At 34.9% G+C, this 13,987-nt stretch carries 13 protein-coding genes and 1 pseudogene; 6 read left to right on the forward strand and 8 right to left on the reverse strand.

Annotation, left to right across the window (positions count from 1 at the left end; genetic code table 11):
- Positions 1-166: 166 nt before the first annotated feature.
- The 4 genes from ACEN31_RS09170 to ACEN31_RS09185 all read right to left on the reverse strand — a co-directional run bounded on the left by ACEN31_RS09170 (position 167) and on the right by ACEN31_RS09185 (position 3,933).
- Positions 167-1,099 (reverse strand): FAD:protein FMN transferase, encoded by a 933-nt coding sequence (locus ACEN31_RS09170; RefSeq protein WP_407109246.1) that lies wholly within the window; start codon positions 1,097-1,099, stop codon positions 167-169.
- 78 nt (positions 1,100-1,177) lie between these two features.
- Positions 1,178-2,425: an NAD(P)H-dependent oxidoreductase gene (locus tag ACEN31_RS09175; protein WP_407109247.1), complete on the reverse strand. Its 1,248-nt coding sequence runs from the start codon at positions 2,423-2,425 to the stop codon at positions 1,178-1,180.
- A gap of 18 nt (positions 2,426-2,443) precedes the next feature.
- Positions 2,444-3,049 carry an NADPH-dependent FMN reductase gene (locus ACEN31_RS09180; RefSeq protein WP_407109248.1) on the reverse strand — a complete coding sequence of 202 codons (606 nt, stop codon included), beginning with the start codon at positions 3,047-3,049 and terminating at the stop codon, positions 2,444-2,446.
- Positions 3,050-3,066: 17 nt separating this feature from the next.
- Positions 3,067-3,933, reverse strand: a complete 867-nt coding sequence (locus ACEN31_RS09185; RefSeq protein WP_407109256.1) for a helix-turn-helix domain-containing protein — start codon at positions 3,931-3,933, stop codon at positions 3,067-3,069.
- Positions 3,934-4,181: 248 nt separating this feature from the next.
- Between ACEN31_RS09185 and ACEN31_RS09190 the strand changes: the two genes are divergently transcribed.
- Positions 4,182-5,228: a DNA/RNA non-specific endonuclease gene (locus tag ACEN31_RS09190; RefSeq protein WP_407109249.1), complete on the forward strand. Its 1,047-nt coding sequence runs from the start codon at positions 4,182-4,184 to the stop codon at positions 5,226-5,228.
- Positions 5,229-5,276: 48 nt separating this feature from the next.
- On the opposite strand, the gene ACEN31_RS09195 is transcribed toward ACEN31_RS09190, so the two are convergent.
- The gene (locus tag ACEN31_RS09195; protein ID WP_407109250.1) at positions 5,277-6,107 is read right to left on the reverse strand and encodes an aldo/keto reductase; all 831 of its coding nucleotides are present in this window, start codon (positions 6,105-6,107) and stop codon (positions 5,277-5,279) included.
- Between the two features lie 80 nt (positions 6,108-6,187).
- Here ACEN31_RS09195 and ACEN31_RS09200 point away from each other — a divergent pair, with 80 nt between their 5' ends.
- From ACEN31_RS09200 to nth, 3 genes are all read left to right on the forward strand, one after another.
- A complete protein-coding gene (locus ACEN31_RS09200) occupies positions 6,188-7,186 on the forward strand; it encodes a YdcF family protein (protein ID WP_407109251.1) in 999 nt (332 codons plus the stop codon).
- A gap of 32 nt (positions 7,187-7,218) precedes the next feature.
- Positions 7,219-7,992, forward strand: coding sequence for an HpcH/HpaI aldolase/citrate lyase family protein (locus tag ACEN31_RS09205; protein WP_138403351.1), 774 nt, complete (start codon positions 7,219-7,221; stop codon positions 7,990-7,992).
- A 79-nt stretch (positions 7,993-8,071) separates the two neighbouring features.
- Positions 8,072-8,695, forward strand: coding sequence for an endonuclease III domain-containing protein (gene nth / locus ACEN31_RS09210; protein ID WP_407109252.1), 624 nt, complete (start codon positions 8,072-8,074; stop codon positions 8,693-8,695).
- A gap of 59 nt (positions 8,696-8,754) precedes the next feature.
- Here nth and ACEN31_RS09215 read toward each other — a convergent pair whose 3' ends face one another.
- The 3 genes from ACEN31_RS09215 to ACEN31_RS09225 all read right to left on the reverse strand — a co-directional run bounded on the left by ACEN31_RS09215 (position 8,755) and on the right by ACEN31_RS09225 (position 10,385).
- The gene (locus ACEN31_RS09215; RefSeq protein WP_407109253.1) at positions 8,755-9,264 is read right to left on the reverse strand and encodes an AI-2E family transporter; all 510 of its coding nucleotides are present in this window, start codon (positions 9,262-9,264) and stop codon (positions 8,755-8,757) included.
- Positions 9,265-9,429: 165 nt separating this feature from the next.
- Positions 9,430-9,858, reverse strand: a complete 429-nt coding sequence (locus ACEN31_RS09220; RefSeq protein WP_338488841.1) for a hypothetical protein — start codon at positions 9,856-9,858, stop codon at positions 9,430-9,432.
- Positions 9,859-9,896: 38 nt separating this feature from the next.
- Complete coding sequence (locus ACEN31_RS09225; RefSeq protein WP_407109254.1) at positions 9,897-10,385, reverse strand: cupin domain-containing protein; 489 nt, start codon at positions 10,383-10,385, stop codon at positions 9,897-9,899.
- A gap of 398 nt (positions 10,386-10,783) precedes the next feature.
- Between ACEN31_RS09225 and ACEN31_RS09230 the strand changes: the two genes are divergently transcribed.
- Both ACEN31_RS09230 and ACEN31_RS09235 read left to right on the forward strand, forming a co-directional pair.
- Positions 10,784-12,040, forward strand: a complete 1,257-nt coding sequence (locus ACEN31_RS09230; protein ID WP_407109255.1) for a glycine betaine/L-proline ABC transporter ATP-binding protein — start codon at positions 10,784-10,786, stop codon at positions 12,038-12,040.
- A pseudogene (locus tag ACEN31_RS09235) lies at positions 12,033-13,792 on the forward strand (ABC transporter permease/substrate binding protein). The gene ACEN31_RS09230 and the pseudogene ACEN31_RS09235 overlap by 8 nt, the downstream one beginning before the upstream one ends.
- Positions 13,793-13,987: the final 195 nt, after the last annotated feature.

Below are 13,987 nucleotides of genomic sequence, written 5' to 3' on the forward strand. Positions count from 1 at the left end.
GTGTTTGCCTCCGGCTTCCTTCAGATTCCACCTCACGGTGGACACCCTTGCCTTTAGCTAACAGTTCCTACTGCCAAGTCTGTAGTGGACTTTCACCACCAAGTTATCGCCCATGCCGGGCGCACATTCAAAAACAGCTCCTGCTTGATGAGCAAGAGCTGTATACTTAGTTTAATTTTATAAAATCATTCACTAATCCATGTGTAATTAAAATTTCGCTATTTTTAGTAATAACAATGGCTTCTAAATCTTGTATTTGATTAATTTGCTCAATAATATCATGCGCTTCGGCTTGATAATACATCGTTGTATAGAGTTCCCCTGTTAAAGATTCTTTAGAGACTATTGTTAAACTTGCGATATTATTTTTGACTGGGTAACCTGTCTTACTATCAAATATATGATGATATTCTTCGCCATTATAGACAAATGTTCGCTCATAAATACCTGAAGTAACAACCGATTTATCTTTAACCTTCAATAATCCAACTAAATTATTCCTTGTCATGAAAGGATTTTGAACCCCAACTCGCCATAACGTGTCTGGATTTGTTGGATGACTTCCCAGTAATAAGACATTACCGCCTAAGTCAATGATCCCCTTTTTAACGCCTGCTTTTTTCAAGAAGTGTTTGATTTGATCAGCAAAAAAGCCTTTAGCTAATGCACCTAAGTCAATTTCCATCCCTTTTCTTTCTAAATAAACACTTTGTTTCTCGTCATTTAACTGAATCAAATTAGGGTCAATGAGTGTTAAGCGTTCATCTATCTCGGCTTGAGTTGGAACTTTTGCATCAGAAAAACCTATCTTCCATAGTTTGATTAAGGGGCCAATCGCAATATTTAATGTATTCGATAAATCTACACTATAGACTTTGCCTATCTTAATGAGTTCAAATATATCAGGGTCAACAGCAACAGCTTCGATACCAGCAAATTGATTGACCTTCATCAATAAACTGTTCGCATCATTCGCGCTAAAACGATTTTCGTAATCTAACAATCGTTTTTTAGCTTCGTTTAACAAATAGTGCGCAAATTCATGTTCAATTTGTAAATTAATCGTCGTACCCATTGCTTTAAAAGTAATACTTTCCATATTTAAAACCCCTTAAATCATTATTTAGCCAAAAAAGTTCGAAGATTTACCTCCGAACTTTTACTAAATTATATCATATTAATGTGAAGATGCACCTGATACTGTATCCACTTCTGGTTCTGCTGCATTGCTTTGTGATGCACCTGAAACTGTGTCAGCTTGTTTATTATCGCTTTGTGAAGCGCCTGATACTGTATCTTTTCCTCCAACTAATTCTTGACCAGTTTGTTGTAAGTACCAATCAACTGTTGGTTTAATATCCATAATATATTCATTAATTCCCATGTAATTACCTTCATCATCACGAATTGCTTGATAGTTGTGAACCACAAATTTATCTGGCCCATGTGTTGGTACGTGAACACGGACAATATCTTGTTTTCCTGAACGTAATTGTGAGATAACCCATTTCACATTTTTGTGTGTACGGTCTGGGTGACATGCACCAAGAGGGTTTCCTGGTTGTTCTGGATAACGTTTGGCGAACATTTCTTCTGAAGGTAGAACGCTGTTATAGTATAAGAATTGGTTGTTACTATCAGCAAACGTTAATTCCATTGGCATTGATCTTAAGAATTGATCAATTTGGTTCACTGTTAGGATACCTCTATTAAGTTTGACATAGTCATTTCCTGTCGCTGGGTTTACTTTTTCAGCTGCTTGTTCTACCCAGTCTGGAGCCGTCATCTCTACACCTTCAATTGTTGTGTCAATCTTTCCATTAGCAAATAAATCTTCCTCGATTGGTTTTACCACTTCAGTTGCTCCCCCTTTACCTTCTAATTCTGAAACGACTTTAATAAATCGGATGAATTTTTCTAAGCAAGATGCTAAGAAGTTTATTGTTCCTTGGTCTTTTAAATTATTCTCTTCGTCAAATGCTTCTTTCACATTCCCTAATAAGAACTCATTCCCCGGTAGTACAATCGCATTGACACCTGGTGAGTCTAAGATTTGTCTTAATGAAAGTTGAGCACGTGAAGATCCTTGTGAGAAGTACGATGCACCGACAATCATGACAGGTTTATTTTCGAATGGATGAATTTTAAATGATAGCCACTCAATTAAGCTTTTTAGAGCTGCTGGAATGGTATGGTTATGTTCTGGTGTGGCGATAATCACACCGTCAGACGCTTCAATTCTTTTAGCAATATCTTGAATAACAGGTGATTGAGTTTGGTCATCACTTTGGTTAAATAATGGCACTTTATCAATTTCAACGATGTCTAATTCAATTAATTTATTGAAATGCTTTTGGATAAATTGTAATAATAAACGGTTATATGATCCTACTGCATTTGATCCAACGATTCCTACTAATTTCATACTATATTATCTCCTTTATTAGTCTTCCCAAGTGTAGTTATCTGCTTCTTTAACATTAACAGCATGTGCTTCCATTAATTGCCCAGTAATCTCAACGAAAGTTAAGAAATCTGAGAATAAGCCATCAAGTAGTTCAATTTTTTCTTTTGAAATTAATTGCCCTTGTTCATCAAATGCTTGTAATGAATGGTCTAGTAAGTATTCTGAACTTGGCATAATTCTAGCTTTTAATTCTGGTGAGTCTAATATTTGGCGGGCATGCATTTGAGCTCGTGATGAACCAAGTGTTCCATATGATGCACCGACAACCATGACTGGCTTATCAACGAATGGATGTGTTTTAAATGATAACCAACTTAAAGCATTCATTAATGCTGCAGGTACCGAATGATCATATTCAGGTGTACTAATGATTACTCCATCAACTTGTTCAACTTTATCTGATAACTCTTTAACACTTTCTGGTAATTCAATGCTTTTATCTTTGACAAACATGGGTAAGTCTTTAATCTCAACTAATTCTATTTCAGCTTTTTCTGAAAAATGTGTTTCCATATATTGTAATAACTTACGGTTAGTTGAATTATCTGAGTTTGTCCCAACAATTCCTAATAATTTCTTCATTTAAATATCCCCTCTTATTAATATTCATTTTTTATATATTTTTCCATCTCATCAAGTTCTTTTAATGCGATTTTATTTCGATTAATTTTTGAATAAGCCCGAGCGTCATAAATTAACGCTAAGATTGTATCTTTAGATTCTTTTACGGTCATAGCATTTTTAGCTAACTGAATCGCCGCCCTCGCTAGATAATAGGTTACATGGTTATCTGAGCAAATAGAAATGGCATGTTCAGCTAAAGCATTACTAATATCTATCTCGTCGATATGCGCGTAGAACTTACTGCATTCAAAGACGATGTGTAACACGCGCCAAACTTCTTCCATATGATTGGTCGGAAAATCATAAATCCGATCTAAGACTTTCGCAAAGTAAAACTCCGCTTTTTCTAACTCGTCTAATTGCTTAAAGATAATTCCACTGCCCGTATAAGCCAATAATTTATATAATTCATGTTGATTTATATGATTATCAAGTAATATCTGATCTAATTCATACAACGTATCAATAGTAGAATGCTTATTATAGATCATCACAAATGCCTTTAAATAATGATATTGCATTGTTAATTCAGAGTTATCAATCAGAGTTAAATCGATGTTTTCCAGCAAATTCCCTGCTTTCTCATACTCACTTAAGATGAGCGAGAATTCGGCTTCTTCCATTAACTCTTTTAACTTAGAATGCTTGACTCCAACTTTAGGAAACAATTCACTAAGTGGTAATTCTAACCGATTACATAATTTAATTAATATTTTTAAACTCGGTACGTGACCGTTGTTTTCAAACCGACTTAAAGTCGCCTGAGTGCATATGCCTTCAGCTAGCTCACTTTGAACTAAGCCCCTTTGCTTTCGGACTTCGATAAATCTTTCTATATTTATGATATCACCCCTTAAATCACTTATTATCACATTGTGATTTCATTCACTATCGAATGGTTTTATTATACATATAACTAATATTAATATCAAGTGTTTATATAAAATTTTATATAATTATTATTTATTTAATTGTTTCCCAATATGATCAGCCATATATATTCATTTGTATAATTAAATATTATAAAGGTCTTGTAAATAAATTAATTATTAATATAATAAAGATAAACATTGGATTAGGAGAATAAAATTTGAAAATAAATAAGAATGTATTTCGTAAACTGTCAATATTACTTATATTGACGCTACCTGTATTTCCTTTCGATTATAAGTCCGCAGATGCTAACGAACAATTTATTGATAGTAGTGGCTTCTCGATTACACCCGAATTACCTGATAGTGCACCAAGTGTTCCTGATGGAGAAACTTATGTCGAGATCAACAATAATATCCCATACTTTACAAATAAGGATATAACCGCCACAAAGACATGGGTTGAATTTAGTCAATTAGATGACTTAGGTCGCGTGGGTGCTGCTAACGCAGTTCTTTCCGTGGATACTTTACCTGCGGAGCAAGAGTCAAGAACTGATATCTCAGCAATCCACCCTACTGGTTGGCATCAAGGTAAGTACAAGCAAATTGGTAGTGGCGGTTGGCTTTATAATCGATCTCACTTAATTGGTCATCAATTGATTGGCGAAGGTGTCCCAGAATTAAATCTAATGACCGGAACACGATGGTTTAATATGGATGGTATGTTACCTTTTGAGAACTTTGTCGCAAGTACCATCGAAAATGACTTACTTACCGTCCGTTACCGTGTGACTCCTTTCTTTGAAGATGGGAACTTACTTGCTTCAGGTGCATTTATGGAAGGTTTCTCCATTGATGATAGCGGCGAAACCCTTCAATTTAACATCTATATTCCAAATAGACAGAAAAATGTTCAGCTTGATTATGGAACTGGTCAGCATGACGGGGAATATATTGAGCAAACAGCAACCACAGCGCCAGCGAACAATGATCACCCTGGCACTACTTTATACTTTACTGGGAATGCGATTGTGAACAGCTCTTCTTCGAATCAGCCGGTCGATTCCGATGCGACTGAAGGTCAAGGAGAAGTTGAACCTGCTGGATTTGCTGAGGTAGCTACAGAAACGCCGGCAGAAGAATATGTCTCATATAAAAATTGTACAGCTGTTCGAGAGGCTGGAGCAGCACCAATTCATCGCGGTGAACCTGGATACGCTTCACATTTAGATCGTGACAATGACGGCATTGGTTGCGAATAACAAAAAAACAGACTCCAGTTTTTGCTGGAGTCTGTTTTTATATGTGTACTAGTTTATAACTAAACGATTTAAGTAATCCATGTCGCCGGCTAAAATTTCAAAATCAAGGTCTGCGTTATTATCCACATATTCTTCATGGACTGATTTTGGTAATACAACTAAGCCTTTTTGATAGCAATAACGAATCGTAATTTGAGCGGTTGATTTATTGTATTTATCAGCGATCTTTTGAATGTCCGGATTATTTAATAATTTTCCTGTTCCAATTGGAGAGTAAGCTTCAACAATAATGTCATTTTCTTGGCAATATTGAACTAATTGCTCATCGCGGAAACCAATATGGTATTTAATTTGATTTAACATTGGTTTGATTTTTACATTCTCTAGCAGATTTACTAAGTCATCAATTTCAAAGTTTGAAACACCAATGGCTTTTACTTTACCTGCTTCATATGCTTCTTCCAATGCTCTCCATACTTGCAGATTCTCTTCAAAATATAATTTCTCAATGGGTCCATCGGAATGCATTTTATCCCAAGGACGAGGAGCATGAATGATCACTAAATCAAGATACTCAGTATCTAAAGCCGTTAATGAGTCTTCAATGTCTTTTTTAGCTTCATCATAAGTTTTTGAAAAAGCACTTACTTTAGTAGTTAGGAAAAAGTCTTCTCGGTTCACTCCTGAAGCTTTCATCCCTTTACCGACACCCTCTTCATTTCCATAAGTGCGGGCAGTATCGATGTGTATATAGCCATTATTTAACGCATAAGCTGTCATTTGTTCTGCTTCTTCTGGGCTCATTTGCCATGTTCCCAATCCAATCGCAGGGATTTCTAAACCGTTTGAAAATGTAAATACTTCTTTTAATTGTGTCATACATATTTCCTCCTAAACTTGATATGATTATGTTACCATTATTTCTTGAATTCGTATAATAAATGCACCCGGAGGATCAAATGGCAATGTCATTGTTAGTTTTTATTCTTTTATTCGTACTTTGTTTTGTTATTTATAAATATGAACCTAGAACTATTTTCTTAGGTCTGGTCATGATTTTAGTCGCAATTCAAAGTGTTGTTATGTTTCTGATTTTTAACTTTAATAATTTGGCGCTAATTATGGGTATAATATTAGGTATTCTATTCTTAATTATACCTGTGGTTTTGACTATAGGTTTCTTAAGCAAACATAGAAAATTGTTCAAATGCTTAATAATTAGTTTGTTTGTCGGTATTATCATTTCTCTTCTATTGTATCTGAACGAAATTAATGTCATCGAAATATTTCAACTCCCTTTAATTACATGGGGAATTGGTTACTTTGTTTGTGGTATTTGTTTGGGTATACTAGTCGTTAACAGCTATCTTCTTTCGGCTCTGATGAATTTATTTAGTAAAGAGAAACCAAGCGTAGATTATCTCATCGTTCTAGGCGCTGGATTGAATAAAGAAAAAGTGACGCCTTTACTTGCCAAACGGATTGATAAAGCAATTCAAGTATACAAAGAAGCCCCTGATTTAATATTAATTATGTCTGGTGGCCAAGGTGATGATGAGATGATTCCAGAGGGACTAGCCATGGCTAATTATGCAATAAGCCAAGGTGTCCCAAAAAATCATATTATTATTGAAGATCAATCTGTAAATACATATGAAAACATTTTATTCTCAAGTCAGCACTTTGCCTCTGAAGATGCTTCATTTGCAATTATCAGTACAATGTATCATTTGTTTAGAGCTGAATTGATTGCTAAAAAACTAGGTTTAAAATCTGTGAGCTATGGTGCTGAATCAGGTAAGAAATGGGTATTCAATGCGAATGCTTTTATTCGAGAGTTCTTTGCTTATTTATATATGCAATTGAAGTGGGTTGTCTTATTTTCAATTCTTTATACCCTATTATACAGTTTGTTGCACTATGCGGTTTTGATGAATGCGTTCCCATTACCTTTATGATACAGTTAACATAGAATTTAGGGGGGATAATTATGAAAGAAAATATGATATTAAAGAAAATGCAGGCAGGCGAACAAGTGGTTGGCACGTTCTTTGAAACGATTGGAACTTCTATCGTAGAATGTTTAGGAATTGCGGGGTTAGATTTCTTCATTGTTGATTTTGAACACAGTACGTTTACTGCGGAATCACTGCTGGAAATTGTTCATACGGCTGAATTACGTGATATGTCTACTTTAATGAGAATAAAAGATATTAGTCGATCGAATGTATTACGTCCATTAGATGTTGGTGTTCAAGGGTTAATTATTCCAAATATTCGAACTGTTGATGAAGTTAAACAAGTGGTTGATTGGGGGAAGTACGCACCCATTGGTAATCGTGGATTTTTCCTATCTCGTGTCACTGATTTTGGCTATAGTGATAAAGTTTCCGATTTACCAGCCTACTTTAAAGAGCGTAATCAAGAAACGTTAGTCATCCCACAATGTGAAACACCTGAATGTTTAGAGAATATCGAAGAAATTTGTGCGATCGATGGTGTTGACGGTATCTTTGTTGGTCCTTTTGATTTAACGATTGCCTTAGGTATTCCCGCTCAATTTGATCACCCTATTTTTAAAGAAGCTTTAGCTCGTATTTATAAAGCGTGTCGTGATAACAATAAATTTACTTTTATCTTTGGGGCTAATACTGAGCAGGCAAAATATTATAGAGATTATGGCTTTGATGCCGTTACTTGCTCAATGGATGCTTCAATTATGATCGAAGCTTTTAAGAATATGTTAGAAACTGTTAAAAAGTAAAGCTTTGAATCTATTCTTTCCTGTAAATAATTTAAATATATACTATAATATAACTAAAACTTATAGTAGGAATGATAAGATGCTAAGTAAAACAGATGCTAAAATCGTACTCAATGAAATTATGAATTTATATCCAGAAGCTAGACCGACGATGCGTTATGAGAATGCTTTTCAATTATTAATGGTAGTCATCCTAAGTGCACAAGCAACGGATGCCTCTATTGAAAAAATTCAGGACAAATTGTTTGAACGCTACCCTTCGCCTGAAGCGGTCGTTGAATCGAGTATTGAAGAGATTGAAACGTATATAAGTACGATAGGCTTATATCATAATAAAGCGCGCTATATTTTTATGAGTAGCCAACAGCTGTTAGATAACTTTGGTGGTGAAGTTCCAACGACACGTAAAGAATTAACATCCTTAACCGGTATTGGTCCAAAGTCTGCCAATATTATCTTAAGTGTCGCCTATGGTGAAGCAGCTTTTGCGGTTGATACCCATGTAACACGGATATGTAAGCATCACAATATTGTTGACAATGATGCGACAGCTCAAGGTATAGAAAAGCGAGTGACAGAGATATTACCTCCAGAGCAATGGGGACATGCTCATCAAGCGATGATAAACTTTGGAAGAGAAATTTGTAAACCGCGTAAGCCACTTTGTGATAATCACCCGCAATTGTATGCACATTTAGGCTAATATTCTTCTCATTCATATTCAAAAAAGGAGCACAGATATATTCTGCGCTCCTTTAGTATTTAATCATAATAGTTGTTTAAATGATTTTCTCTACGGTATTTATTGCGTACTTGGCGATACGCTGCTATAAATGGTATTAACACTGAGGCAACAACAATCCCTAATACATTAAATATAACCGCACATAAGATCATAATCACTGCGGGTAACCAGAATGGTAGTTCTAAATCTTTTCCTAAGAAAAATGGTTCAATTAATTGTTCGATAATTTCGACTCCAATGTATAGGAAGAGTAATAACCACCCTTGACTTGGATCACCAAATATCCATTCAATAATTACCCAAGGTATGAATGCAATGCCCGCACCGACGACGGGAATTAAATCTAATAGACTAATTCCAATCGCAAATGCAATAGCATAACCAGGTTCATAGCCAATTCCCCAAAAGCCTAGAAAGAGTAGTAATATTACAATACCAATGACTTTTACTTCAGCTTTTGCAAATAGCCAAATATTTTTAACACCTGTTGAAAATACTTCACCCCAAAATTGTGTGTTTGAATTCATTAAATCTATCCTTTCATTAATTACAGGTTGATTTTATTTTTAATTTTTTAGTATAGTTATATTTTAACAAATTTAGTATAAAAATCATCCGCCCTAAGACGTAAATATGCTCTATAACAAAAGACGCATTAAACAATTAATCTGTTTAATGCGTTTATTTTAGATTTATTTTACAAAGCCATTCCAATTTGTCTCAAGCAAATGATTTAAGTTTTCTTTTTGCCATTTCATATTGAGAATAGCTTTATTGCATTTTAAAATCATGCTCTTCTTTTCACCATAAAATTTGAGTGTGATTTTATATTGAATGAATCCTTTTTTCGCTTTAAAAAATTCAATATCTTCGATTGGAATGATTGCATACTCTCCACTTAAGTCTCCTAAAGTTGTAACGGTTAATAATAGTAGATTATCAGGAGTAAAATACACAATGAAATAATCTGAAGCAACTAAAAATTGAAACTTATTATACATTATAGAAGCCATTAGACCTGGTTGTGTATAACCATAAATATAATTTTTATCTATTTGGCTTCCTGGCATAACTTCTTCTATTAGGGCTTCGATATTCTCAGATTTACTAGCTGTGTTCATAGTATACATCTCACTTTCGTTTATACGGAGTCAATCCTTTAAAATGATTGACCCGTGACTGGGTCCAGTTCCGGTTTGGGTACTTGTATAATGTTCTCTTTTACTTCATCATACTCGCTGTTCTCTCCATAGCGCATATCATATGAATCTCCATTCGGATATGCGCCTACGATTATGAAGTCTTCAGTTGATTCAATCTTTTTATGGGCTGTCCCTGCGGGTAGAAAGACAACATCTCCTTGAGTAAAGGTAATAGTTTCTGACTCAGGACCTCCTAATTGCACCCTCGCCGATCCGGAAATACATGCTAACACCTCATGGGCAATCGAATGAAAGTGATGTTCTGACAGAATTCCATTTATCCAACCATTTGAATAGTCGTGTTTCTCTAGGAAACTTAGAACAGCCTCTCCAGAATAGTCGTTTTGTTTAAAAATCTCATCCAATGCCTTCTTATATAGGACGACAGGCAGTTTGTTATTGGGAAAAGGTTTATTTTCTTGAAGTTGCATTTTTATTGTTTCCATTTTGAATCTCCTATCGTTTTATTTATTCTAATACTTATAGTTTATTATAACGCTACACTTATTAAATCGCACGAAATTTACCTTGCATTATATCCGCCAGAATATCAAATATATTTCTATATAAATTAAGATAAAAATTATCACAGAAGGATTATCACTTGCTTCTATGAATATAAATTATTTAATAATTGTAAAATTTTATTTGATTTCTGTTCAAAAAGTGAAAATGAGAGAATTCTTATCATATTATTAGAATGGCTAACTTAATGGATTGTAAGCGGTAATCTAATTTAGTAAGCATATTCATCTTTTCGTCTGATTTTACTTGCTTTATCAACTATGTTATTGTGAAAAACGAGATTATTACAAAAAGATTACATTGAAAAGAGGTAAAATTAGTGAGTAAATTAAGAGTCGAAAACTTAACAAAGATTTTCGGAGACAATGAAAAAGAAGCATTAGACTTAATGAATCAAGGAAAAACTAAAGAAGAAATATTAGCAGCTACAGGTGCAACACTTGGAGTAAATCAAGCTACTTTTGATGTAAAAGCTGGAGAAATTTTCGTTATTATGGGCTTATCAGGAAGTGGTAAATCTACACTTGTTCGTATGTTAAATCGTCTTATTGAACCGACAAACGGTAATGTATATATTGATGAAGCAAATGTATCACAAATGAATAAAAATGATTTACGAGATATCCGTCGTAAAAAAATTAGTATGGTGTTTCAAAATTTTGGTCTCTTCCCTCACCGTACTATTCTAGAGAATACTGAGTATGGTTTAGAAGTACAAGGCGTACCGAGAGCGGAACGTCAAGAAAAAGCGGAACAAGCATTAGATAACGCTGGCTTACTTCCATATAAGGATCAATTCCCTGATCAGTTATCTGGAGGAATGCAACAACGTGTTGGACTTGCAAGAGCGCTTGCTAACGACCCAGATATTTTATTAATGGATGAAGCCTTTTCTGCTTTAGATCCGCTAATCCGTCGTGATATGCAAGATGAGTTAATTGAAATGCAAAAAACATTAAACAAAACAATTATCTTTATTACCCATGATTTAAACGAGTCACTAAGGCTTGGTAATCGTATTGCAATCATGAAAGATGGTGAAGTTGTCCAAGTTGGTACGGGTGAAGAAATCTTATCAAAACCTGCGAATGATTATGTTAAACGCTTCGTAGAAGATATTGATCGTACTAAAATATATACAGCGCAACATATTATGGAAGAACCAACAGCTGTTACAACTCAATTAGAGACACCTTCAGAAGCACTACGTATTATGGTAGATGAAGGCATGAGTAACATTCTTGTTGTAGATAAAGATGAGCAATTAATTGGATATGTAACCCGCGAAGAAGTGGAATCATTACTACACCAAGGTCATGATGATATATCAAGTGCTGTTCAATCAGATGTTCCAGAAGTTGAATCTGGTGCTTTAATTGATGACTTATTCGATGTAATTCATGATTCTGAAACGCCAATTGCTGTTACAAGCAATAAAGGTGAATTAGAAGGTGTTATCGTCCGTAGTAACGTTATTGGTGCCATGACAACTGACACTCAATACGATGTTATTGAAAACAATGAGGATGATACAGAAATTAAAGATTCTACTAAGGAGGAATTAGACCATGAGTAGTTTATTAGATATGTTTCCACAGTTGCCTGTCTCAGAATGGGTTTCTAACTTTATTGATTGGATAACTGCCAATTTCAATGTGTTATTTGATTCATTAAACAATGTTGGTACAAGTTCAATGGAATGGATGACACGTATGTTAATGTTAATTCCACCACTTGCTTTTATCATAATTGTGATGTTAGTTGCCTATTTCGTTTCAAATAGAAAAATGGGCTTATCAATTTTCGCTGGTATTGGGTTATTATATATTCACAACCAGAACTTATGGGGTAATATGATGAATACCCTAACATTAATTATTGTTGCAAGTTTAATCTCAATTATCGTTGGTATACCTTTAGGTATTCTGATGGCTAAGAGTTCTCTTGCAGAGAAAATCATTCAACCTATTCTAGACTTTATGCAAACAATGCCAGCCTTTGTTTACTTAATTCCAGCTGTTTCTTTCTTTGGGATTGGGATGGTGCCTGGTGTGTTTGCTTCAGTAATCTTCGCCCTACCACCTATTGTTCGTTTCACTGACTTAGGTATTAGACAAGTTCCTGAAGAATTAGTTGAAGCAGCTGATTCATTTGGTAGTACGGGATGGCAAAAACTTTATAAAGTCGAATTACCAAATGCCAAATCAACGATTATGGCTGGTACAAACCAAACCGTTCTTCTTGCACTTTCAATGGTTGTAACTGCTTCAATGATTGGTGCACCAGGTCTTGGTACGAACGTATTAACTGCATTACAACGTGGTCAAGTTGGAGCTGGATTTGTTTCAGGTTTCGCTTTAGTTGTCCTAGCCATTGTTATTGATCGTATCTTACAAAGCTCAAATAAAAGTCGCGTAGACTAAGAACGGAAAGGAGAATATTTTTGAATAAGAAAACAATACATAGAATAATCGGAGCAATTCTAGCTGTTCTGTTCGTAGGTGAAATTGTATATAGTGTTAACAATACTGAACTTGCAACACGTTCAACGGGAGAGACTATCCAAATAGTTCATAACCCTTGGGATACAGAAATTGCGTCCTCAACTGTTTTAGCCTTAGTTTTAGAAGAAGCTGGATACAATGTAAATCTTGTATCGGTTGATAATGCCATCATGTTCGAATCTATCTCTACTGGAGAATCAGATGTTATGACTGCTGCTTGGTTACCTACAACACATGGGACCATTATTGAAGAATATGAAGACGACATGGTTGATTTAGGCCCAAACTTAGAAGGTGCTTCTTCAGGAATTGGTGTTCCAAGTTATATGGACGTTGATTCGATTACTGATTTAGATTCGCAAGCAGAACAAACCATTATTGGTATCGAGCCTGGTGCAGGTGCCATGATTCAAACAGAAGAAGCAATGAGTCATTATGACAATATAAGTGATTGGGAATTAGAAGCACCATCTACTGGAGCAATGTTAGCTTCACTAGATGGAGCAATTCAAAATGAAGAAGAATTTGTCTTTGTTGCTTGGACTCCCCACTGGATGTTCTTAGAGTATGATATTAAGATGTTAGAAGATCCTGATTTCGTATATGGTGAAGCTGAAGATATTTATACTTTCACTCGCTTAGGCTTTGCGGAAGATCATCCTGAAGCTAACGAAATTGTTGATCGTTTCTTTTGGAAAATCGATGACATGGAAAGTGTGACATTAGCAATGCAAAATGGTACGGATAACCGTACAGCCGCACAAAACTGGATTAATGAGAATCGTGAAACAGTGGATTCTTGGTTAGAAGGAGTATTTGAATAAAATTAATCATTTTAAGAATCACACCCCATTAGGAAATAATCCTAATGGGGTGTGATTTTTACTTTTAAGGTTCATGAATTTTTGATGTTGGTGGACCGAGGAGCCAGGTGACGCAGTCACCTTGGCTCTTTTTTTATTCCTATGTTTAAGTGTCTCTCTATGCAACGATAGTTTGTGTTGTGTTCTCATCTTTAA

This window comes from Ruoffia sp. FAM 26255 (assembly GCF_045528525.1).
Taxonomy (GTDB): Bacteria; Bacillota; Bacilli; order Lactobacillales; family Aerococcaceae; genus Ruoffia; species Ruoffia tabacinasalis.